General features: G+C 39.1%; 21 protein-coding genes and 1 other RNA gene. 2 read left to right on the forward strand and 20 right to left on the reverse strand.

Going from position 1 to position 22726, the window contains the following annotated elements:
- The first annotated feature begins 280 nt into the window (after positions 1-280).
- Positions 281-640: a hypothetical protein gene (locus EO122_RS02685; RefSeq protein WP_127009265.1), complete on the forward strand. Its 360-nt coding sequence runs from the start codon at positions 281-283 to the stop codon at positions 638-640.
- 307 nt (positions 641-947) lie between these two features.
- On the opposite strand, the gene EO122_RS02690 is transcribed toward EO122_RS02685, so the two are convergent.
- The 20 genes from EO122_RS02690 to sigH form a co-directional block, all read right to left on the reverse strand.
- Positions 948-1538 (reverse strand): nitrite reductase, encoded by a 591-nt coding sequence (locus tag EO122_RS02690; RefSeq protein ID WP_127009266.1) that lies wholly within the window; start codon positions 1536-1538, stop codon positions 948-950.
- Between the two features lie 40 nt (positions 1539-1578).
- Positions 1579-2739: a radical SAM family heme chaperone HemW gene (gene hemW, locus EO122_RS02695; protein WP_164725934.1), complete on the reverse strand. Its 1161-nt coding sequence runs from the start codon at positions 2737-2739 to the stop codon at positions 1579-1581.
- The gene (lepA, locus tag EO122_RS02700) at positions 2739-4538 is read right to left on the reverse strand and encodes a translation elongation factor 4 (protein WP_062403449.1); all 1800 of its coding nucleotides are present in this window, start codon (positions 4536-4538) and stop codon (positions 2739-2741) included. The genes hemW and lepA overlap by 1 nt, the downstream gene beginning before the upstream one ends.
- A gap of 11 nt (positions 4539-4549) precedes the next feature.
- Entirely contained in the window at positions 4550-5611 is a 1062-nt protein-coding gene (mnmA, locus tag EO122_RS02705; RefSeq protein ID WP_062402723.1) for a tRNA 2-thiouridine(34) synthase MnmA, read from the reverse strand.
- Between the two features lie 389 nt (positions 5612-6000).
- On the reverse strand, positions 6001-6198 hold the full coding sequence (locus tag EO122_RS02710; protein ID WP_127009267.1) for a hypothetical protein: 198 nt from the start codon (positions 6196-6198) through the stop codon (positions 6001-6003).
- 122 nt (positions 6199-6320) lie between these two features.
- Positions 6321-6524: a hypothetical protein gene (locus EO122_RS02715; RefSeq protein WP_127009268.1), complete on the reverse strand. Its 204-nt coding sequence runs from the start codon at positions 6522-6524 to the stop codon at positions 6321-6323.
- A gap of 459 nt (positions 6525-6983) precedes the next feature.
- On the reverse strand, positions 6984-7184 hold the full coding sequence (locus tag EO122_RS02720) for a hypothetical protein (protein WP_127009269.1): 201 nt from the start codon (positions 7182-7184) through the stop codon (positions 6984-6986).
- A 242-nt stretch (positions 7185-7426) separates the two neighbouring features.
- Positions 7427-7597, reverse strand: a complete 171-nt coding sequence (locus EO122_RS08200; protein WP_164725935.1) for a hypothetical protein — start codon at positions 7595-7597, stop codon at positions 7427-7429.
- A gap of 76 nt (positions 7598-7673) precedes the next feature.
- On the reverse strand, positions 7674-8915 hold the full coding sequence (locus EO122_RS02725; protein ID WP_127009270.1) for a methionine gamma-lyase family protein: 1242 nt from the start codon (positions 8913-8915) through the stop codon (positions 7674-7676).
- Complete coding sequence (miaA, locus tag EO122_RS02730; RefSeq protein WP_127009271.1) at positions 8912-9850, reverse strand: tRNA (adenosine(37)-N6)-dimethylallyltransferase MiaA; 939 nt, start codon at positions 9848-9850, stop codon at positions 8912-8914. The genes EO122_RS02725 and miaA overlap by 4 nt, the downstream gene beginning before the upstream one ends.
- A 1-nt stretch (position 9851) precedes the next feature.
- Positions 9852-10544: a class I SAM-dependent methyltransferase gene (locus tag EO122_RS02735; protein WP_164725936.1), complete on the reverse strand. Its 693-nt coding sequence runs from the start codon at positions 10542-10544 to the stop codon at positions 9852-9854.
- An 88-nt stretch (positions 10545-10632) separates the two neighbouring features.
- Positions 10633-12660 (reverse strand): DNA mismatch repair endonuclease MutL, encoded by a 2028-nt coding sequence (mutL, locus tag EO122_RS02740; protein ID WP_127009273.1) that lies wholly within the window; start codon positions 12658-12660, stop codon positions 10633-10635.
- Entirely contained in the window at positions 12660-15260 is a 2601-nt protein-coding gene (mutS, locus tag EO122_RS02745; protein WP_127009274.1) for a DNA mismatch repair protein MutS, read from the reverse strand. Before mutS ends, mutL begins: the two co-directional genes overlap by 1 nt.
- Before the next feature lie 15 nt (positions 15261-15275).
- Complete coding sequence (miaB, locus tag EO122_RS02750) at positions 15276-16586, reverse strand: tRNA (N6-isopentenyl adenosine(37)-C2)-methylthiotransferase MiaB (RefSeq protein WP_127009275.1); 1311 nt, start codon at positions 16584-16586, stop codon at positions 15276-15278.
- 1 nt (position 16587) lies between these two features.
- Entirely contained in the window at positions 16588-17445 is an 858-nt protein-coding gene (locus tag EO122_RS02755) for a hypothetical protein (RefSeq protein WP_126937207.1), read from the reverse strand.
- A gap of 10 nt (positions 17446-17455) precedes the next feature.
- Complete coding sequence (locus tag EO122_RS02760) at positions 17456-18283, reverse strand: PHP domain-containing protein (protein WP_127009276.1); 828 nt, start codon at positions 18281-18283, stop codon at positions 17456-17458.
- A gap of 70 nt (positions 18284-18353) precedes the next feature.
- The gene (smpB, locus tag EO122_RS02765) at positions 18354-18818 is read right to left on the reverse strand and encodes an SsrA-binding protein SmpB (RefSeq protein ID WP_126937205.1); all 465 of its coding nucleotides are present in this window, start codon (positions 18816-18818) and stop codon (positions 18354-18356) included.
- A complete protein-coding gene (gene rnr, locus EO122_RS02770) occupies positions 18818-21223 on the reverse strand; it encodes a ribonuclease R (protein ID WP_127009277.1) in 2406 nt (801 codons plus the stop codon). Before rnr ends, smpB begins: the two co-directional genes overlap by 1 nt.
- A gap of 55 nt (positions 21224-21278) precedes the next feature.
- The gene (gene secG / locus EO122_RS02775) at positions 21279-21515 is read right to left on the reverse strand and encodes a preprotein translocase subunit SecG (protein ID WP_127009278.1); all 237 of its coding nucleotides are present in this window, start codon (positions 21513-21515) and stop codon (positions 21279-21281) included.
- Between the two features lie 19 nt (positions 21516-21534).
- Positions 21535-22179 (reverse strand): RNA polymerase sporulation sigma factor SigH, encoded by a 645-nt coding sequence (gene sigH, locus EO122_RS02780; protein WP_126937202.1) that lies wholly within the window; start codon positions 22177-22179, stop codon positions 21535-21537.
- Between the two features lie 128 nt (positions 22180-22307).
- On the opposite strand from sigH, the gene ssrA reads away from it, so the two are divergent.
- Positions 22308-22649: a transfer-messenger RNA gene (gene ssrA / locus EO122_RS02785) on the forward strand.
- Positions 22650-22726: the final 77 nt, after the last annotated feature.

Genomic DNA, 22726 nt, shown 5'->3' on the forward strand with positions numbered 1-22726 from the left:
CACATCTAATCTGGTGGAAGTTTGAGGGCGAGCGTTGCTGTGATTCTCTGCATTAGCTCTTACATAGTGCTTTATATAGACATACCTCACTAACGCATCTACTCGGTGTGAGATTTAATCGATGTATACTCCCTTTTAAAATTGTATCGTCATAGAATTGATAGTATAATGATATTACGATTATATATTGGCATCTATTAACATATTAGGCTTTGTAAGATGCCAGGCCTTAGCTTAGCCTTGTTTTAGATTAATGATTTCTATAAAGGAAAGGTAGTATATGAAATTTATTGTATTACAACGTGATGACATTGAAAATTTTATACATGTCGAGCAAGCACAAATTCATGATTTAATAAACGAAGATCATCAGAACGAATTAGCACACATATTGGACTACACCAATCACATGGAGCAATTACAGTTCATAAAAAAAAGTAGTACACTCCTACCTAAAGGACTACGACTGCTGTATATCCCACCATTGAAAGAACTTGGTATCACTACAGGTGAAACTTCAGTTACACTTGAGTGGACTGGACTTGAAGAAGATACGTTATACATCATACAAGATGAAGAACCACTTAAACTACGTATTACGAATCCAAAAGCTGGGGTGTTTTATAAAACCCTCGCATAAAATACTTCTTCGTTACTATTCAATGCATCATTCAAAATAAATACAAAAGACCAGTACAAGACATCAAGCATGTAACTTGTACTGGTCTTTTTATGTATTATGATACTCATAATTTCCTGAGGAACGACATTACGCGTAGCAGATCTTGTGGCTCTCGTTATTACCTAAATCACAGAAACATAAGAAAAGCGCGACATGTTCCGGAACAAACCTACCGTAGGATCAGTTTGTGGAGGAATATGTCGCGCTCTTCCCTTTGCTTAGTTAACCACTAGCCACAAGATTGCATAGTATCACAAGTGACGTTTTACTGGAATGGATTCCCCAATCGTTGTAATACATGCTCGAACTTCTCTTTTGGCTTCGCATTAGTGCTATACCATTCTAAGAGCTCCGAGATTTTTTGTTCTGCTTCTTCTGGGGATAATCCTTCTAGCAAGGTAATTGCTTTTCGAGGTAAGGCACCGCTTGTACCACCTGCTACTAAGGTAAAGCCATTTGGTTTTCCCACTAGGCCGATATCTTTAATCATGGATTCAGCACAGCATCGTGGGCAACCGCTGATGCCGATGCGAATTTTGTTCGGCATATCTTTGCCGTAATGTTTTTGGTCTACCATGGTCGCCATCGGAATGGTTTCTATAAAGGCATGGCTACATCCATCTGTACCTCGGCATGCCACAATGGAGTTCACCGATTTATGTTGTACTTGCACCACTCCATCTGGTAAGTGCTCCAAGATGGATTCTTTTTGTTCTTTTGTAATATCATAAATTTGAATGCCTGTAGGAACGATACGGAACTTTCCATTATGTTCTTTCGCTAGGCTAAAAATTGCCTCCATTTGTTCGTACGTGAACTCACTAAATAAGGCATGTAAAATAACTGCTGTTTTCATAAAACTCTCCTAAATTAACTGTATGGGCGTACATTCCTACTTAGGACGTAAGGAACTGACTAAACACATAATTGCCGTGCTTGGCCCCTTCCTTAGTGAGACGATATGCATCATCTTCATAAACAAGCAATTGTTTACGTATTAGATCTGTTACAACAGATCCATATATATTGTGAAAGTCTAGATTAAATCGACTTTCAAACAAACTAGGTACCAATCCCCACTTCGTACGCAACGCAAGAAAGCAAAAATCTTCATAGTCACGAGGGCTGGTGATGATTTCTTCCTCTATGCTAGGACTTTCACCCATTTCAATTTTATGGATGTAAGGCACCACGTAAGGGGTATTCTGAAAGCGCCGATTCCCCACGAAGGAATGAGCACCGGCACCAAAGCCGATGTAATCAGCGCCATGCCAATATTTGATATTATGACGACTGAAAGCCCCATCTTTACCAAAACTAGCAATTTCATATCTATCGAACATCTGTTTTTCTAACCCTTCTACAAGGTAGTCGTACATCTGTTCGCATATATCTTCAGATGGTAAAGTGACCGAATGGTCCATAACTTGGCGATGCAATAATGTACTAGGTTCCACTTGCAGGCCATAGATAGAGATATGATTTATGGGCAAAGACTGAATGACTTCTAGATTATAAGAAACGTCATCCAATGTTTGTTCCGGTAATCCATAAATCTGATCAATACTAATATTGCGGAAGCCTACCTCATGGGCATCTAGAACAGCTTGCTGTGCCATCTTTGCCGTATGAGTACGGTGCAATACACGCAAATGGTCATCACGAAATGTTTGCACACCAAAGCTGATGCGGTTAATTCCTAGTTCATGCAATTGTTTCAGGTATTGTGCATCCACCTCACCTGGATTTGCTTCTATAGTAATTTCTACATCGTTGTCGATGGTGTAATATTTGTACACCGTTTCTAAAATACGACTTAGTTCCTTGATAGACAACACTGTCGGTGTACCACCACCGAAGTAAATCGTATCGAAGGGCTCTGTCCCCAACAGGGATTGACTAAACTCAATTTCTTGGCGTAACGCATAGGCGTACACATCAAAATAGTCTTCTAATCCTTGGTACGATGGGAAATCACAGTAGGTACACTTTTGACGGCAAAAGGGAATGTGGATATACATTCCCCTATGACCTACTGGAATACGAGTTGTATGCATTAGTTTTCTACTTTCAAAATCGCCATGAACGCCTCTTGTGGAATCTCTACAGACCCTACGGCTTTCATACGTTTTTTACCTTCTTTTTGTTTTTCTAGCAATTTACGTTTACGGGAAATATCGCCACCGTAACATTTTGCCAATACGTCTTTTCGCCAGGCTTTTACCGTTTCACGAGCTACAATTTTTGTACCTACTGCCGCTTGGATTGGAATTTCAAAGTTTTGACGAGGAATCAATTCTTTCAATTTCTCAGCTAGGGCACGGCCACGTAATTGAGCGCGATCTTTGTGAACGATAATACTCAAGGCATCGACAGGATCTCCATTTAATAAGATATCCATTTTCACCATTGGAGATTGTTGGTAGCCAATCAATTCGTAATCCAAGGATGCGTAGCCTTTCGTAGCAGATTTCAATTTATCGAAATAATCGTAAATGATTTCCCCTAGTGGCAAATGATACACGATGGATACACGGCTTTCATCAATGTATTCCATGCTGATGTATTCCCCGCGTTTGTCTTGTGAAAGTTCCATAATAGCCCCTACATAATCCTTAGGGACGATAGTGGTTGCCTTTACGTATGGCTCTTCTACATAATCAATTTCAGTTGGCGGTGGTAATTTAGCAGGGTTGTCCACTTCGATGACTTCTCCATTTGTTTTGTATACCTTATAGTTTACACTTGGAGCCGTCGTAATCAAGGATAGATTATACTCCCGTTCCAAACGTTCTTGAATGACATCCATGTGTAATAGTCCAAGGAAACCGCAACGGAATCCAAATCCTAGTGCCAAGGATGTTTCTGCTTCGTATTCTAAAGCAGCGTCGTTTAGGTTTAATTTTTCTAAGGCATCACGTAAGTTTTCGTAATCTTTGGAATCTGTTGGGTAAAGACCACAATATACCATGGACACAGCTTTACGGTAACCTGGTAATGGTTCTTCCGCTGGATTATCGGCTTTTGTGATGGTATCCCCTACACGGCAGTCACGAACGTTTTTAATACTTGCTGCTACACAGCCTACAGAGCCACATGGTAATTCTTGGACTGGTAATAAATGCGGTGTAAATACGCCTAATTCAGTGACCTCAAAATCCTTAGAACTGTGCATCATACGGATGGTATCTTTTACTTTCAAAGACCCTTCTTGCACACGCACGTATGCAATGGCACCTTTGTAGGAGTCAAAGCGAGAGTCAAAAATTAAGGCACGTGCTGGTTTATCAGAATGATCTGGTGGAGCAGGAATTTTTTCTACAATCGCTTCTAAGATATCCTGAATACCAATGCCAGACTTAGCACTGGCCAAAATTGCGTCAGATGCATCTAAGCCGATAACGTCTTCGATTTCACGTTTTACACGTTCAGGATCTGCGCTTGGCAAATCAATTTTATTAATGACAGGAATGATTTCCAAATCATGTTCCAATGCTAAATACACATTGGCCAAAGTTTGCGCCTCTACACCTTGTGCAGCATCCACCACCAACAAAGCCCCTTCACAAGCTGCCAAGGAACGGGATACTTCATAACTGAAGTCCACATGACCCGGTGTGTCGATTAAATTTAATGTGTATTCTTGTCCATCTTTTGCAGTGTGCAATAAACGAACGGATTGGGCTTTAATCGTAATGCCCCGTTCCCGTTCTAGGTCCATGGAATCTAAGACTTGGGCTTGCATTTCTCGTTTCGTCAAAGATCCAGTTTCTTCGATTAAACGATCCGCTAGCGTGGACTTACCATGGTCAATATGAGCAATGATACAAAAATTACGAATATGTGATGTACTCATGACTTCCCTTTCTAACAAACAATATCTATTACACCACCACCAAGAACTCGACTACCTTCGTAGAATACGACAGATTGCCCCGGTGTAATGGCGCGTTGTGGTTCCGTAAATTCAACTTTCATAGTACCGTCCTCTGTGAAAGTAACAGTACATGGTGATGGTTTCGCGGCATATCGAATCTTACCTTCTGCTTGTAATGATGTGGGCACAACTCCGTCTAGGAAGTTATAGTTTTTACACAACATTGTGCGAGAAAATAAACTTTCATTAGGACCAACGATAACCTCATTCGTTTCGCCATCTAATTTTACAACATAGAGAGGGTATGCATAGGCAATGCCCAAGCCTTTACGTTGTCCAATTGTATAATTGTATAATCCATTATGCGTACCTAACACCTCACCATTTTCATGGACAATGCGCCCTGATTTAGGTTTCGATTTCGATGTTTTTTCGATGAACCCTTGGTAATTGTGATTCGGCAAGAAACAGATATCTAAGCTATCTGGTTTATCCCATACAGGCAATTCTTTTTCATGAGCCATTTCGCGAGTTTTCGTTTTTGGTTGATTCCCCAAAGGAAAGACTAAATGTTTTAAAATATCTTGGGTTAACGTATACAATACATAACTTTGATCCTTCGTTGGATCGTCACCTTTATGTAATTCATACCGCTGTGCTGCTTCATTGTACATAACCTGCGCATAATGACCTGTCACCATGTGTGTAGCCCCTAAGGATAGGGCACGTTGTAATAACAAATCGAATTTAATATTGCGATTACAGAACACACATGGGTTCGGAGTACGACCGTTAGAATATTCTGTGATGAAATAATCTACCACATTGTCTTTAAAGATGTCTTTCGCATCCACCACATGATGTTCAATACCAAGAAAATCGCACATTTTCTTCGCATCCACCACAGCTTGGGGAATTTCATCTTCCTCCGTGTCGCTTACCCATAAACGCAAGGTAATACCAAATACCTTATACCCTTGTTCTAATAACATTGAAGCGGTTAAAGAACTATCTACGCCACCGCTCATAGCTACTGCATATACTTTGTCCATATTATCTCCTACCATCAAATTGATACATCAAAACAGATTGAAAGTCTGAAGATGTATAATTGAACAAAAAATTATACTTATACATATCACTATATTATACCGTATTTTAAGGAACTATGACAATATTATAAACCTATAATTGGCTTAATTATCCGTTTCTCATAATAAAAAACCACCTACATAAGTAGGTGGTTTTAATGCTTCTCGGTGGGTGTCGCTTACCCCACATCTCAATCCTATTTCTAGTTGTGTAGAGGCCACAAATTTTCTACCTCGAGAAGTTCTTGTAGCTATTCTACCAAAATGTTAGTGATTGGTAAAGCTTTTTTAATACACTATACAGAAAATATCGGTACAATTTTTATCAATAAAACTCAAAGTTAAATTAATCAATACCATATAATGCTTGCTTCATCCTTGCAATCATTATTTGCAATCATTTCTTTGACTTTTATTAAAGCTTTGAAAAAAAATAATTCCGGATAGATTGGATCTAAGCATTCAACCGTAAAGTTGAGAGTTGTTTTATCTACTGAAAATGTCCCATAATCTGTTCCATTATTAGGGTAATAATTATATGTTACCATATTCTCTGTTTCATATTGTTTTTGTAGTCTTACCATTCTGTATAAACCTTTTTATATTTTAGAGCTTTGTAACTTTTCCAACTCTTAAACATTCAGTTATTCATTAAAGCAACAATAAATAATTAGACTTTTCCCAGTTCATCTTCTAATTCTTTTAACTTTTCTCTTGCTTTATTAATATCTTGTTTTACTAAGTTGGCAAACCTTTTAACGATTTCCCATTCATCTTCGTGCAATCGGATTTGATGACCTTGTCTAGCCTCGCTATATCCTTTACGCCACCCAACTTTACGGCCTGCACCTTCTCGTGTTCCACCTCTAGGCATCCTTATCTCCTCTCAGCGTTTTAGTTATGTTATTTTTATAATGCTACTTTACCGAAAGAAGTTCATATAGATAAAAATTATTTTATATCCTCTGCATAATTACCTATTTTAACCCTCCTTAATTTTCACTGCTCTTTTCATATATTCACGGGTTAATGTCTCAATTATAACTATCATCTGATGTATCAATTTTTTCTAACATAAGATTTTAACATATTCTTGTGGCAATTCATCAATACTAGAATAATAGTGACTTCTAGCATCACAGCTTGGTATATAATTATTTTCATACTTTGGATTTAAAATCTTAACTATATGAGCGTCTAATCCTAAGTACACCTTTTCATATATACATTATATCATATTAATAAACTAATTTAGAATACATAACCCTTATCTATGCCCCTTATCACCTTACTATATCTTTATATATAAAAAACCATCTACCTAGGTAAGTGGTTAGTATCCAAACTTTTTAAACATAGCTTCTATTTCAGCTTGATATTTTTCATCCTTTTGTAATCGCTTAAATACATTATCAATTCTTTTTTGACTTTCCCTACACTCTTCTTCAGTTAAGAACCGCTCTGGATAATTATTGAAATCATCAAGATAATCATATTTTATGTTATCTTTACTATTTATTGGTTTGTTAAACATACCGCAACACCCTCTTTGTATTCATTTCTTTTAATACTAAAGCAACAACCTCATGTATTTCTGGTTGTCTGTTATTTATGCTTTTATTATATAAAAAGTCAAACATTCTGCCAAGATAATCCAGATCACCTTTAAGCCCCCTCTATTATTAAAGGACCGCTTCTTGCTACATACTCTTTTGTCAAATCACTATCATCTTTCATGCAACACAAAAGGACGCCTATTTCTAAGCGTCCTTATTCCTATTCTGTTTCTAACATCCGTTTCGCTCGTTCTTTGTCTTTCTTCAAGATTTGAGAAAACTCTCTAATGATTTGCCATTCTTCTTCTGTAGCCCTTAATTGGCGTTGCTTTCTTAGCTCTCCACCTGTTAATGGTCTACCTGCACCTTCTCGTGCTCCGCCTCTTGGCATAATGCCCTCCTACTGAATATTCCAATGTATATAATAAAATCCTATGCTTACATAGACTTTCATATAAATCAGTTAGTTACCCTCTATGTTTCAATATTTCCTCAGCAGCCCCCAAGATTCCTAGCATGGAGTGCTCAAACACAAGTCCGCCTTGCATAAAGATGGTATACGGTGGTCGTACTGGTCCATCTGCGCTCAGTTCGATAGAAGATCCTTGTACAAAGGTTCCACCAGCCATGATGATTTTATCTTCGTAGCCAGGCATATCTCCTGGGATAGGGTGAACATGAGCATCTACAGGGCTGTAGGCTTGCATGCCACGGCAGAAGTATTCCATTTCTTCTGGTCCATGCAAGTTAATAGCTTGGATCAAGTCAAAACGAGGTGCATCGACTTTTGGAAATACTTCATATCCCAATAAGGTTCCCACTGCCGCTGTATAGACCGCTCCTTTCAAGGCTTGTAATACCACATGAGGTGCTAAGAATAATCCTTGGAAGAATAAGCGATATCCAGGTGCGTAGGATCCCATATGGTCACCCAAGCCTGGAGCTGTCAATTGATATCCCACTTGTTCCACTAGGTCATCTCGACCTACCACGTAGCCACCGGTAGGCGCAATACCTCCACCAGCATTTTTAATGAGGGAGCCTGCCATAATATCGGCTCCTACTTCTAGAGGCTCTCTAGTTTCTGTAAATTCACCATAACAATTATCCACAAAGGTTATGGTCTCAGGATTCACTTCTTTTACAGCTTTCACAATGATACCAATGTCTTCTACAGATAAAGGTTCTCGCGTACTATACCCTCTAGATCGTTGGATCACCACCACACGAGTATCTTTTGTAATAGATTGGCGAATGCCCTCTAAATCGTAAGTGTTATTTACCAAAGGAACTTCTTTATAGATGAAACCTTGCTCTGTTAACGATCCTGGCACATGACGTGAGGCACCGATGACGGATTGCATCGTATCGTATGGTTGTCCTACGGCATAGACGAACTCTTTCCCTTTCGATCCATTGCCCAAGATAGCTTGCAAGGTTGTGGCTAATGCATGGGTGCCAGACACGAAATGAGGGCGCACGATGGCACGCTCTCCTTTAAATACGTGAGCAAATACTTCGTCTAGTTTCTCACGACCCACATCATTGTAACCATAGCCACTGGTGCCATTAAAATGATAATCTGAAAGTTGGCACTCTTTAAATGCTTCCAGTACTTTTTTTGTATTATATAACGCCACAGGCTCAAATTTTTTGAACTCTTTTTCAGCTAACTCAAGAGCCTGTTGACGGATTTCTTCTACAGTCATTCTATTCCTTTCTTTAAACTAGCTTGAACTAGTTCCATAGCTTCCTCATAAATGCTTTCTTCACTGCGATTCGGAGTGATAGAAATCCACTGAATATACGGCATCCGTTTATACCACGTAATTTGCCGCTTTGCAAATTGCCGTGTATGTTGTTGGACTAATTCAATAGCCCGTTCTTTCGAATATTCCCTGTGAAAGTAAGGGATAATCTCTTTATATCCAATGCCTTTAAAAGCCTGTGAATCTGGTTTCACACCAGATTGCAAAAGCTGTTCTACTTCCTCGAATAAACCATCTCGAACCATATACTCTACTCGAAGGTTAATCCGTTCGTATAGTTCTTCTCTGGATCGTTCTAAGCCGATTACAGGTCCATGAAAGACTAATCCTTCTTTTGACGGCGTTAATAAGGCATGTCCCTCACCAGCTAAGACACACTCGATCGCACGGTATAAACGATGTTTATCTTGGAATGGTAACGTAAGACCTTCTTTTTCAGCCAATTCATTGGCATAGGCTTGTAAACCTTCTAATCCAGAGGTATCAAAGATGTTATCTAATTCATGGCGCAGACTTTCATTGCGAGGTACATCTAAAAAGTCGTACCCTTCTAGCAAGGATTGCACATACAGCCCTGTCCCACCGGATAAAATGGGGAGCTTACCATTTTTGTTAACGGCATCTATAACAGTGTTAGCTTGTGCATTGAACTCTGCCACACTGTATGAGTCATTAGGCTCGTGGGTATCGATGAAATAGTGAGGAACTCTGTTCAATTCTTCAAGGGTAGGTTTGGCAGTGCCAATGGTCAACCCTTTATAGATTTGGTACGCATCTCCAGATAGTACGGGAGATTGTAAGGTTTCCGCCATCTGCAAGGTAAGGGCTGTTTTTCCCACTGCGGTAGGCCCCAAAATAGTGATTAACTGGTTCATCTTACCTCCTTTCATAGATACCATAGGCAATGGAACTATATTTACCACCCACCATTTCTATGGGTGGAATACCTTTAAATAGACGACTGCTTTTGCGCTCTTTAATGACCAAACGTTTCGATTTTTCCAAGCCGAGTTCTACAATGTCTGGAGATATCTTAGATTCTAGTAAATGACCACGCCACTGCAGAAACTGAGGACTTTCATAAACAGGATTTTCAAACATAGGGTCCAAATAGATAACATCATACCGATTAGGTTCTATCTGTTTTAGGTAATCCTGATAGTTACAAATAACCAATTGAATACGGCGCAACGCCTCTGTTACATTAGGATTTTTATGCTGAAAGTGTCGAAATCCGTAATTTGTAATATACCCTAAGATAGGATGTCCTTCAATAGCCGTATGACGTGTTAACTGTGGACAACCATAGCTGATAACAGCACTATCTGAGCCTAAGCCGGCAGTACAATCTAAAACAGATGTGACCGTTTTATAACCAATAGCTCGCAGCAGGTGGTCTGTATGTCCACGGTCGATTTCTAATAAGCGCAAATGTGCCATAGATAGATGAAATTGATGGGGCATCCCCTCTTTCGTCACAAACGAAGGACCTTCTTTTGTGACTACTAAGGCGCCCACACAATGATGTGCATCTAACAAGTCTTCCACAGACTGGTGCTTTCGTGGCACATAGGGCATTTGTAGGAGTTGACTTAGCTCCTTAGCCTGTTCAATGAGATATGCATTTGTCTTTGAACTTGTGCTAATGAGATACATATTAACTCCGTAAAAATAATTTTCCTAATTCGTCTGGTGTAAACTTAATAATCGTAGGTCGTCCATGAGGACATACATAGGGCTTTTCCGTGTTGAATAAGTCTTGTAATAAAGCATCAATTTGAACTAAATTTAGATTATGGCCTGCTTTAATTGCACCACGACAAGAGGCATAGGCCAACATTTCATGACGTAATTGCGCCGCACTTGGGCTTTGATGATCATGCATGTAGGAAAACACATATTGTAAAATCTCTGGAACTTTGCTTTCAATAATATCCACAGGATGACCATCAATACGTAAGGAAGTGGGTCCTCCTTGGTCTACTTGGAATCCTAAATCTAACAATGCATCTCTCTGTTCTTCCGCCAATGTTAATTCTTCCTCGCTAACATCCATGTGCATAGGCATTAATAATTCTTGCATAGGGATGGACTCGGAAGATTTGCATAGTTTGTCATACCGCACACGTTCATGCGCTGCATGTTGGTCGATAATGTATAAATCGTCACCTTTTTTTGCCAAAATATAGCAAGAGGCTACTTGACCCATAGGCAGTAATCCATGATTGGCCGCTGTTCTACCTACACTAACATGGTTTACAAGGCCTTGGTTATTGTGATCTTGTAAGTCACCTATAGGAACCTTTCCTTCTATATTAGCCCCTTCTGTTTTTAGTACCTCTGTTGATACATTGGAATCCCTATACACAGTTTCCTGCCCCATAGGGTTCATATATGGCTCTACAGAACTTGGCACTAAATTAGGCCGTGATTCACGGATTGCTCTGAACCGATCTTTATCTTCCTGTGTATAACTTTTAGGCACAAAGTTTTCATTCACATCTAGTGATTCGTTAAAGTTACTTTGTTCATACACAGTGCGCTGTGGCACTGTATATCCCTTTTGACGAATCGTATCCACGAGAGCCTCTGTTTTTTCACGTATCACCGTAAATCCTTGAGAACGTCCAGTGAATACTTTATCGTAGTCGATAGCTGTAGCTATCGTTTCTTTTTGATTGTTGGTCACGTGACGCGTAGGATGTTCTAAGGCTTGTAAAATACTGTTATACACTGCTTTAAAAACCGGCTTATCGTCAGAGAATTTTACTTCACTTTTACGTGGATGTACATTGATATCCACCGTTCCTGGTGGCACGACAATTTGTAATACTACTAAAGGATAGCCACCTTTCGGCAATAGGGCGTGGTATGCCGTATCAATAGCCTTGTAGATAGCTTTGTCAGAAATGACACGTTGGTTTACGATCGTAGTCTGCCATTGACGGCTACTTTTTAGCACCGTTGGCTTGCTGACCACACCTTCCACATAAATGCCTTCTGCTTCATAAGCAATAGGAAATACATCTTCACTGATTTTAAATCCGTATAAAGCAGCGATAGTATCCACCATATTTCCATTTCCTGGTGTCATAATGGTAACTCTAGTATCTACAATACATTTAAAGGCTATATGGTTATGGCTAAGAGACAATTTACCAATCATATCTTGAATCTTATTCGCTTCTGTACGAGTAGATTTTAAAAATTTTCTACGTGCAGGGGTGTTATAGAATAAATCTTTCACCTCAATGGAGGTGCCCACCGATGTGCCACATGGATCGCAATCTACCATATGACCACCTTCGATATAAATTCGTGTGCCCATAGTATCCGTTTCCTGACGGGTCCGTAAGGTAAACTTAGATACAGAGGCAATGCTGGCAATCGCTTCACCACGAAAACCTAAAGAGGCAATATCGTATAAATCGTCGGCACTGCGAATTTTACTAGTAGCGTGACGCAATATGGCTAGCCGTGCATCTACTTCGGACATACCGCACCCATTGTCGGTGATACGCATGTATTCGATACCACCTTCTGCAATTTCTACTTCAATAGAAGTAGCCCCTGCATCGATAGCATTTTCTACTAACTCTTTGATAACAGAGGCAGGGCGTTCTACCACTTCGCCAGCTGCTATCTGATTGATAGTCGTTTCATCTAGGACATGAATGGTTGGCATTACTTGCCACCTCCTTGTTTCGCCTCTTCTTGTAAACGATATAATTCACTGATGGCCTCGATGGGTGTCATACTCATAATATCTAGCTTTAATAACTGATCTAGAACAGGTTGTGTAAATAAATCACCACTTCCAAATAGAGGTCCAGTAACACTTGGTTTTTCTTTTTTCTTAGGCATTGGTTCCGATACTACCTTTCCATCTTCCAAATGAGATAGAATTGTGTTAGCTCGATCTAGGACAGCCTTAGGAAGACCTGCCAATTTAGCCACATGGATACCATAACTGCGGTCTGCCCCACCTTTTACAATACGACGCAAAAATAGTACATCATTGCCTTTATCTTTCACAGCTACCGTATAGTTTTTCAGTTTACTATATTGGTCTTCCAGTTCAATCAACTCGTGATAATGAGTGGCGAACAAGCTTTTACAGTGGATGGTTTCACAAATATGCTCCACTACGGCACGAGCAATGCTAAGGCCATCAAAGGTAGAAGTACCACGACCGATTTCATCGAGGATGACTAGACTGTTGCACGTTGCGTGTTCTAAGATATAGGATACTTCTTTCATTTCCACCATGAACGTACTTTGTCCTGTGGAAATATCATCACTGGCACCGACGCGGGTGAAAATTCTATCTACAGGAGCAATGGTGGCTTCTCTAGCAGGAATAAATGAGCCAATCTGCGCCATAATCATGAGCAAAGCCACTTGACGCATATATGTCGATTTACCTGCCATGTTAGGACCTGTGATGAGGATAAACTCTTCTTCGGAATGGTTCAACACCACATCATTAGGAATGAACAATTCCTGTTTCAGCAAGGTTTCAATTACTGGATGACGACCGTCCTTGATGGAAATGGCTCCATTTGTCACGATAGTAGGACATACATATTTATTAGTAAAGGCCACTTCCCCTAAGCTTAAAATGACATCTAATTGTGCAATGCCACGAGCCGTTTCTTGAATTTCTTTAATATTTTCTTTTGCTATTAAGCGCAAGTCTTGGTACAAAGAATATTCCAACTTTTGAATTTGCTCTTTTGCATTGAGCATTTTTATTTCAAATTCTTTGAGCTCTGGCGTTATATAGCGCTCCGCATTGGTTAAGGTTTGTTTACGGATGAAATAATCTGGTACGAGACCTACTTGCCCTTGGGATACTTCAAAATAGTATCCGAATACTTTATTGTATCCTGTTTTAAGACGAATCCCTGTAGCTTGTTTCGCCTCTTCTTCTAAACGATGTAGCCACTCTTGGCTATTGGTAGCCAATGATCGCAATTCATCTAGTTCTGCACTGTATCCATCACGGATGACATGACCATCTTTCAACGCTAACGACGGCTGATCCACGATAGCCCGTGTTAAAAGATCACATAGGTCATCATGGGTGTGAATCATGCTATGACAGTCTTGTAGAATATTAGAGGTACAATGTTGTAATACCTCTTGAATCATCGGTAACACCCGTAACGATTCTCGTAAGGAGGCAAAATCTCTAGGAGACACACTCCCTGTTTCTACACGGCTTAGAATACGTTCAAAATCATAGACAGAAGTTAATAAAGAACGCAGTTGACTACGCATAATGGGGTTGTCGATAGACTCACCTATGCCCATTTGACGGCGTACGATGCGATGGATATCCATTAAAGGATGTTCAATCCACTGTTTCAACATGCGAGCCCCCATAGGGGTTAATGTTTTATCTAGTACATCTAGGAGCGTACCTTTTTTAGATCCATCTCGAACATTTCTGGTAATCTCCAAATGGCGCAAACAAGATGTGTCCAATATCATGCGGTCTCCCACAGATAGTTGGTGCACATAATTAATGTGAGACGTATCTGTTTTAATGACCTCTTCTAAATACAAAATGACGTACCCCAAGGCTTCTAACACGTCTTCTTCTAGCAAGCCAGCATCAGAAAAATGTTCACGACCTTTCAGACGAATACTATCCATAGTTTCTGTAGGCGTGAACGGAGACAAGGCTATGCCTGACATTTGACGTGTTAAAAAGTCTCGAATATTAGTAGGCAATTCATTACTACCAGCTAGGATAAGCTCTTTTGGTTGGTACATAGTGAAAGCATCAAATAAAGAACTTTCACTAGAACTATCCATGCGTTCCCAAATTACTTCGCCAGTAGTAATATCTGTGAACAACACAATGCGCTGCCCCCCTGTTTCATAGGTCAAGGCTAAGAAGTTATTTTCTCCATCTTTTGTTCCATTTTCACTGAGTACGGTGCCTGGTGTGATGACACGGATGACATCACGTTTTACGATGCCCTTTGCCTCTTTAGGATCTTCTACTTGCTCACAGATGGCTACCTTGTAACCTTTACTGATAAGCTTTTCAATATAGGATTCCGCAGAATGGAAAGGAACGCCACACATAGGAGCTTTATCTTCTTCACCCGCATTGCGACCTGTTAAGGTGATATTCAATTCTCGTGATGCGGTAATAGCATCGTCGTAAAAAAGCTCATAAAAGTCACCTAATCGAAAAAATAATAGTTCCTTTTCATAGCGAGCTTTAATACTAAAATACTGCTCCATCATAGGCGTTTGTTTCTTGCCCATTCTGCTAACTCCTTTCTATAATACAGTGCCGTATAATACCCAAGTTTGTCCCTTATCGATGCGTACATTAATAGTGTCTCCCACTTTTAGAGAGTCTTGTTTAGGGAATAGGACCATTTTATTACCGGATGTACGACCAAACCACATATTCTCATCAGTACGACTAGGTCCTTCTACAATGATATCGTACACCTTGCCTTCCATGGCTTGATTCAACTCAAGAGAAATCTCATTTTGCACGTCCATCAAAGCTTGTAAACGAACACGTTTCACTTCCTCTGGCACTTGCTCTTCAAATTCTGCTGCTGGTGTACCAGAACGTTTGGAATAGATGAAAGTAAAGGCCATATCATAGCGTACATCTTTCAATAATTGTAATGTTTGTTGGAAATCTTCCTCTGTTTCCCCTGGGAAACCTACGATAATATCTGTTGTAATAGTAACGCCATCAATTTTTTCACGACAATACTCCAATAAATCTTTATATTTTTCCACAGAATAATGACGATTCATACGTTTTAAAATATTGTCAGATCCAGACTGCACTGGTAAATGCAATTGTGTCACAATATTAGAAGAACGACCTAAGGCATCTACCATGCTTTTCGTCATATCTTGTGGATGGCTTGTCATATAACGAATACGCTCAATACCTGGAATGCCATCTAAGGCATCTACTAAAGTACCAAAATCTGTGCCATCTTTAAAATCCAAACCATAGGAGTTTACGTTTTGTCCCAACAAAGTGATTTCTTTAAAGCCTTTTTCACCTAGTTCACGCACATCTTTCACAATGGCCTCTACTGGACGGCTAATTTCACGGCCCCGCACGTGTGGTACGATACAGTAGGTACAGAACTTATTACAGCCGTTCATAATCGGTACCCACGCAAAGAATGTACCATTTGGTTTCGCCGCCAATTCAGGCAATACTGTATTGTCCATGTCTACATTGACTTGGCGTTTTTTTGTGCGTTGTACTTCTTTTACCATTTCATTGATATGTTGGATATTGTGTGTCCCCAATACAATATCAATGTGAGGTGCTCGTTTGAACATATCCGCTTGGTTCTTCTGTGCCATACAGCCCGTAATCGCAATGATTAAGTTTTTATTCTTTTCTTTCAAATGCTTTAACTCGCCAATACGGCCATAAATTTTATTTTCCGCCGTTTCGCGAACGCAGCAAGTATTTAAAATGATAAGGTCTGCCTCGTTTACTTCTTCTGTAGCGATATAACCAACTGACTCCAATTGATGCGCCAATCGTTCTGAATCACTTTCATTCATTTGACAACCGTATGTATAAATATAGTATGACTTCATATTACTCCTTATGTTTGTATTTCACTTTAGATGGCTCAATGGTGCCACCCACCTTAATGGCTAGTCGTTCTATAGACATGCCTGTAATATATTCAATTTCTTGACGAATAGTCTTTTGCAATGTATCCATGATTTCCTTTACAACAAATCCCAACATCACTGTTACATCTAATTGTAAAATCAATCCATTATTCACTTCTTTACTTTTTTTAATATCCATGCTGCGCACATCTGTCACACCTGGGGATTTCTCGATGCTATTCTTGATCAACGCTTGAATGACTGCATCTTCAAAGACAAGTTTTCCGTAATAACTGAAAGCTGGCCGTATGACGGATTTTTCCCATCCTTCATCCTGCTTCGTAGATAATCTAGTTCTTCGCCAGAAGGATTTAATAGGGTCGATTAAAAAGCCTTTAAAATGAGGCTTTAATTCGACTGACGGAACTGGAATAATGTGTTTGCCTTCTTTCAGACGTGCATGCTGAGCCTTTTCAATATCTTTAGGACTAGCTACATCTTCAATATGAATATAATAAGATGGTCCAGGGATTCCTAAGGCTTTCGTGATTTTTCCAATCATATTTTCCGATGTGCCTAGAATCATAAGACGTTCTGGTTGAATCTCATCCAAGGCTTTTCGTACACTCTCCACCTGTTCTTTATCCTGAAAGATAGCACGTCGAACTGCTTTGATACGATTTTCCTCTTTTTTAGCAGAAAATCCACCAACAATGCGATTATTATGAATTAAAATGCCGTCATCAATGATACATGATGCATGGTGTTCATGTGCTACCACTAATGCTCTATGACTTTTTCCTGTTCCACTAGGTCCAATAAATGCAATGACATCCATAATTCACCTCTTAGGCACCTCGAAGGGCTCTCATAAAATCCGTTACCCAATGCTCATGTATTTCATACTCACCAAGACCGATACTTTCTGGAAATCTACCCTGTATACCATGAAAATCAGACCCTCCAGATATTAATAGCCCTTTTTCTAAAGCTAGATTTTTATATCGTAAGCTATCTTCTACAGTATGGCTCGAATGATATACTTCTACGCCATCGAAGGGCAATGTCAATAATTCATGAACATAGCTTTCATTGCCCACCTGTATAGGGTGCGCTAATACAGCAATGCCACCTGCACGATGAATGAGATCTATGGCCTCACGTGGCGAATATTTTTCTTTTGGTACAAAGCAAGGTCCATTGGGGTGTAATATAGTTTCAAATGCTTCACCAACTGTTTTGACATAACCATGAGCAATTAACAGTTGTGCAATATGCGGGCGCCCAAAAGACACATCATCTGTAAATGTATCAACTAACTCTTGATGAGAAATAGCATAACCTGCTTCTACACATTTATCTAACATTTTATGAATTCTTGAACGACGTACCTCTTTAAAATGCGTAATATACTCCTGTATTTCAGGATAGTCTAATGAAAATTGATAACCTAATACATGTACTTCTTTTTCTTTATAATAGGTACTAAATTCACAACCATGAAACAATTCTATTCCCGCTGTATCCTCAGCTGTTAACTGTGTATATGCGCCTACTTCATCATGATCAGTAATTGATAAAGCATGAATTTGTTGTTGTTTAGCTAATGCAAGTAAATCTTTAGGCACGTATGTACCGTCAGAAACATTAGTATGCATATGGAAATCGACTAGCATAGACTCTCCTTTCCTCAAATATGTATATACATCATTTTATTATACCATAGAAGATTATAAATCCTGTAATCTATCGCAACTGTTCCTTCATTCGTCGCTGAATATCCCGCTTTGCATCGCGTTCAGCCATATCTTGTCGTTTATCGTAATTCTTCTTGCCCGTTACAAGGCCTACTGTTACCTTTACATAGCCATGACTATAGTGAAAGTTCAAAGGTATCAAAGAGTATCCTTTTTCTTTCACTTGTCCTAATAATTTATGGATTTCTCGTTTATGCATAAGCAATTTACGAGTCCGTTCTGGTTCATGATTAAATTGATTGCCTTGTTCATACTTACTAATATGCACTTGATAAAGGAATAGCTCGCCATTCTCTATTCTGCAAAAACTGTCTTTTAAATTAATGCGACCAGCACGGATAGACTTCACTTCTGTTCCTGTCAAGGCTATGCCAGCTTCATAGGTTTCATGAATATGAAAGTCATGTCTAGCTTTTCGATTATCTACTATGAGTGAATTTCCTTCTTTCGCCATTATCGTTTCCTCTTTTTCTTCCTACGTTCTTGTGATTTCCGTTTCTTAATGGTTTCGTAAAATGGTTTCTTCTCTTTTTTAGAGGTTGTATCTAATTTACGAAGCATAGTCTCTACTGCCTCTGTAGCATTTGTATTGGGAGTAAATCTTACTTTTGTAGTATCTCTTTTACCATGATGGCTATCATCTTGTTTATACTTTTTACTACGACCTTGTATGGTTGGTATCTTATTACCATTACTATATTTACTCGTGTTAGTAGTATCACGTCGTTGGATACGTCGCAAATATCCGTCAATATAGGCCACTTCACCCATAACAAAATCAATTTGACATGTTTCTGGATCTGCCTTCACTACTGTTACGGTAACAGGTGTGCCAAGGTGGTATTCCATACCAGTTCGTCTACCATACGCCATATAATGTGGCTCATCAAAGACATAATGATCATCGTCCATCAAATTAAACGGAACTAATCCATCAACACCATTATCTAATTCTACAAAGATCCCAAAGGCGGTTATAGAACTCACATGTCCTTCGAAGCTTTCGCCAATATATTGAGACATATATTGGACTTTTTTCATATCTAATGTATCTCGTTCAGCTTCTGTAGCTACTTGTTCTCTTTCAGAACAATGAGCAGCACCATTAGTTATATAATTCGCATCTGCAATGGGAGCCCATCGTTTTGCTTTACCTTCCAATACATATCGCAATAATCTATGCACCATCAAATCAGGATACCTACGAATAGGAGATGTAAAGTGAGTATAAATAAGTGATGCCAAGCCAAAATGTCCCACATTTTGTGAACTATATTTCGCTTGCTGCATGGACCGTAGCACCATAATTTGAGCAACTGGCTCAATCTCTGTTCCACTGACAGATTGTAATAGGTGTTCAATATGGCATGGTTCCACTTGATCAGGTAGTCTTACAGGGTATCCCGCATGATGTAACACGGTAACTAATTGTTCTAATTTTGTATCCTTAGGTTCTTCATGTATACGATACACAGAGGTATCTAATCGTTCACTTAAAAATGTGGCTACTGTCTCATTAGCCAATAGCATGCATTGTTCAATCAATTTTTCAGCAATAGTCCGTTCTTTTTTTACAATGCGTTGTGGGACACCGCTGTCATTTAGTAATACCTTATATTCTGGGAAATCAAAACTAATCGCTCCTGCTTGTTGACGCATTTTCATCAATTGATATGCCAATGTTTCCAATGTACGTATCATACCCATGAGTGGCATCAAATCATCAGGAATCACATGTTCTTCTAATGCTAAATAAATTTCCTTATAACTACAACGACGTGTAATATGAATGATAGATGGCTTAATAGTGTATTGTACCACCTTACCGTTTGGGTCCACTTCCATAATACAAGACATCGCATAGCGATCTTCTTTGGCTTGTAATGAACAGATGCCATTGGATAACTCCACAGGTAGCATAGGAATCACACGGTCTACTAAATAGACGCTAGTACCACGTTTATAGGCCTCTCGATCAATGGCTGACCCTACAGGCACATAATGGCTAACATCAGCAATATGTACACCTAATTCAATATTGCCACTCTCTAATATTTTGGCATGTACAGCATCATCTAAATCTTTTGCATCTTCTCCATCAATCGTTACCATCTGGATATGTCGTAGATCCAGCCGATGAGCGTCACTTTCTACTGTGAAAGAAATTTGACCTGCTTCTTCTTGTACCTCTCTGGAAAATTCCTTGGGCAAATCATAAGTAGCCATTACCGACAATACATCAAGATCTGGTGTAGAACTATCTCCTACAATTTCAACAATTTTACCTTCTGCTTTACGATGCAATTCTGGCCAAGATGTAAGTTCAACTACTACGGTAGCACCACTTCTTGCATCCATGCTTACGTCTAACGGAATATAAATATCCTGTCCCAATCGTTCATTATGAGGAATGACAAAACCACTTTGTCTATGGCGTTCATAAATCCCTACCACACGATTCGTATTTCTTGTGATGACACGTAGGATAACTCCTTCTGCTTTTTTTTCACTTGATCCCTTACGTGTAATTTTATATTCCACTACATCATCATGCATGGCTGTTCCTTCACAGCCATTAGGAATAAAGATGTCAGACAAAGCATCTTCTGAAGGAATCACAAATCCAAATCCTTTTTTGCTTCCTTTATATACTCCCGTTAAACGGGGATCATCCATTTTATTATAGTGAGCATATTCTCCATCTTGTATCATAATAAATCCTTCTTGCTCTAATTGATATAAAATGGAAAAATATTCTTCTATTTCCTCCCCTTTGTATCCTAATATGTAAGGTACATCCTCAATATGATAGGATTCAGGGGATATTTCTTTAAAAAAGTCTAATATTTCTTCTCTCATAACACCTCTTATAGTCCATAAAAAAAACCTACCATAGGGTAGGCTTTCTCATGTATTAATACGAACTTAGTACTAAATCTAGGCCTAAGCTAACTAATATAAATAATGTTGCTAAAATCACTGTGCAGCGGGATAAGAAACCATCTACACCACGTTCTTTTCCTCCGAATACAGAGTCAGCAGCACCAGATACAGCACCACCCATGCCAGCACTCTTACCAGATTGTGCCACAACAACTACAATCAATAGAATAGAAATAAGAATTTCTACAACCATTAAAAAATCTCTCATAAAAAACATCCTTTCTATATCATCTGTCCTGACTAAAGTATACTTCCATTTTTTTCTTAACTCTTTGTAATGCATTGTCTATGGATTTAACTGAACGATTTTGTTCTTCTGCTATTTCCTGATAGGATTTTGCATCCATATATCCACGCAAGACGTCCCATTCTAAAGGACTTAATACAGCTTCCATCACTTCTTTAATTAATCGATATTGTTCTCGATTAATAACAACTTCTTCGGGATCTAAGTTTTTTTCTGTTTCTAACACTTCCATCAAAGTTCGTTCAGAATCATCAAAGGCTGGTTTATTAAGTGAGATATAAGAGTTGAGAGGCATATGTTTTTGCCGATTGGCACCTTTAATAGCCGATATGATTTGTCGAGTAATACATAATTCAGCAAAAGCTTTAAAGTTCACTTGATGCCCTGGCTCAAAATCACGCGTCGCTTTGTATAAACCAATCATTCCTTCTTGGATAATGTCTTCACGATCAGCCCCCATGAGAAAGTAGCTTCTAGCTTTTGAACGAACAAAATTTTTATAACGCTGCACAATATAATCAGAAGCAAAATGATTATTTTCCTTTTGATAAATCGAGACAACTTCTTCATCAGTTAATGAAGTAAATCGCTCAAATTCAGATACTGCTTCAGTTTCATAGGACATGTGATTCCTCCTGATACGTAGTACTAGAAATGATACTTTATAGTATACACTATCTCTATAAAAATGTACATATTACATTTGACTTTCACAGAATATATCTATATAATTATAAGACAATAATTACATATGGGGACGTAAAGGTTTCGACAGGTATGGATGTATCTTAGAAAGCGAGCTGGTGTCTCACTCGACCATAAATCAGTGAAACTTAAATTAAACGCAGAAGAAAATTTTGCATTAGCTGCATAAGCTACGTCACACCTTCTCTCGCCCGTGGAGAGGGATGTGGCGTCAAACTACGGGCTAGCTAGTTCTATCTGCTCAATTAGAGCTAGTTAAATCTCATGAGCTAGGATAGCTTAGGTTGTTGGTGTCCAAACACTATCCGAAATTTAAAACATCAACTGCGCTCGGAGAGGTCTAGGGGGCAACATGTCTGGACAGGGGTTCGACTCCCCTCGTCTCCACCACAATACTAAATAAAATAACCGCTTATTCATAAGTGTTCGCAAGTGTTCGCGAATACGATGAATAAGCGGTTTTTGTT

This window comes from Veillonella sp. CHU110 (genome assembly GCF_003992255.1).
Classification (GTDB): Bacteria; Bacillota; Negativicutes; order Veillonellales; family Veillonellaceae; genus F0422.

Bases quoted from the DNA above. Each gene is read 5' to 3' on its own strand.
- EO122_RS02685 (WP_127009265.1), top strand. From the start codon at position 281: ATGAAATTTATTGTATTACAACGTGATGACATTGAAAATTTTATACAT.
- EO122_RS02690 (WP_127009266.1), bottom strand. From the start codon at position 1,538: ATGAAAACAGCAGTTATTTTACATGCCTTATTTAGTGAGTTCACGTAC.
- hemW (WP_164725934.1), bottom strand. From the start codon at position 2,739: ATGCATACAACTCGTATTCCAGTAGGTCATAGGGGAATGTATATCCAC.
- lepA (WP_062403449.1), bottom strand. From the start codon at position 4,538: ATGAGTACATCACATATTCGTAATTTTTGTATCATTGCTCATATTGAC.
- mnmA (WP_062402723.1), bottom strand. From the start codon at position 5,611: ATGGACAAAGTATATGCAGTAGCTATGAGCGGTGGCGTAGATAGTTCT.
- EO122_RS02710 (WP_127009267.1), bottom strand. From the start codon at position 6,198: ATGGTAACATATAATTATTACCCTAATAATGGAACAGATTATGGGACA.
- EO122_RS02715 (WP_127009268.1), bottom strand. From the start codon at position 6,524: ATGCCTAGAGGTGGAACACGAGAAGGTGCAGGCCGTAAAGTTGGGTGG.
- EO122_RS02720 (WP_127009269.1), bottom strand. From the start codon at position 7,184: ATGTTTAACAAACCAATAAATAGTAAAGATAACATAAAATATGATTAT.
- EO122_RS08200 (WP_164725935.1), bottom strand. From the start codon at position 7,597: ATGCCAAGAGGCGGAGCACGAGAAGGTGCAGGTAGACCATTAACAGGT.
- EO122_RS02725 (WP_127009270.1), bottom strand. From the start codon at position 8,915: ATGACTGTAGAAGAAATCCGTCAACAGGCTCTTGAGTTAGCTGAAAAA.
- miaA (WP_127009271.1), bottom strand. From the start codon at position 9,850: ATGAACCAGTTAATCACTATTTTGGGGCCTACCGCAGTGGGAAAAACA.
- mutL (WP_127009273.1), bottom strand. From the start codon at position 12,660: ATGCCAACCATTCATGTCCTAGATGAAACGACTATCAATCAGATAGCA.
- mutS (WP_127009274.1), bottom strand. From the start codon at position 15,260: ATGGGCAAGAAACAAACGCCTATGATGGAGCAGTATTTTAGTATTAAA.
- miaB (WP_127009275.1), bottom strand. From the start codon at position 16,586: ATGAAGTCATACTATATTTATACATACGGTTGTCAAATGAATGAAAGT.
- EO122_RS02755 (WP_126937207.1), bottom strand. From the start codon at position 17,445: ATGGATGTCATTGCATTTATTGGACCTAGTGGAACAGGAAAAAGTCAT.
- EO122_RS02760 (WP_127009276.1), bottom strand. From the start codon at position 18,283: ATGCTAGTCGATTTCCATATGCATACTAATGTTTCTGACGGTACATAC.
- smpB (WP_126937205.1), bottom strand. From the start codon at position 18,818: ATGGCGAAAGAAGGAAATTCACTCATAGTAGATAATCGAAAAGCTAGA.
- rnr (WP_127009277.1), bottom strand. From the start codon at position 21,223: ATGAGAGAAGAAATATTAGACTTTTTTAAAGAAATATCCCCTGAATCC.
- secG (WP_127009278.1), bottom strand. From the start codon at position 21,515: ATGAGAGATTTTTTAATGGTTGTAGAAATTCTTATTTCTATTCTATTG.
- sigH (WP_126937202.1), bottom strand. From the start codon at position 22,179: ATGTCCTATGAAACTGAAGCAGTATCTGAATTTGAGCGATTTACTTCA.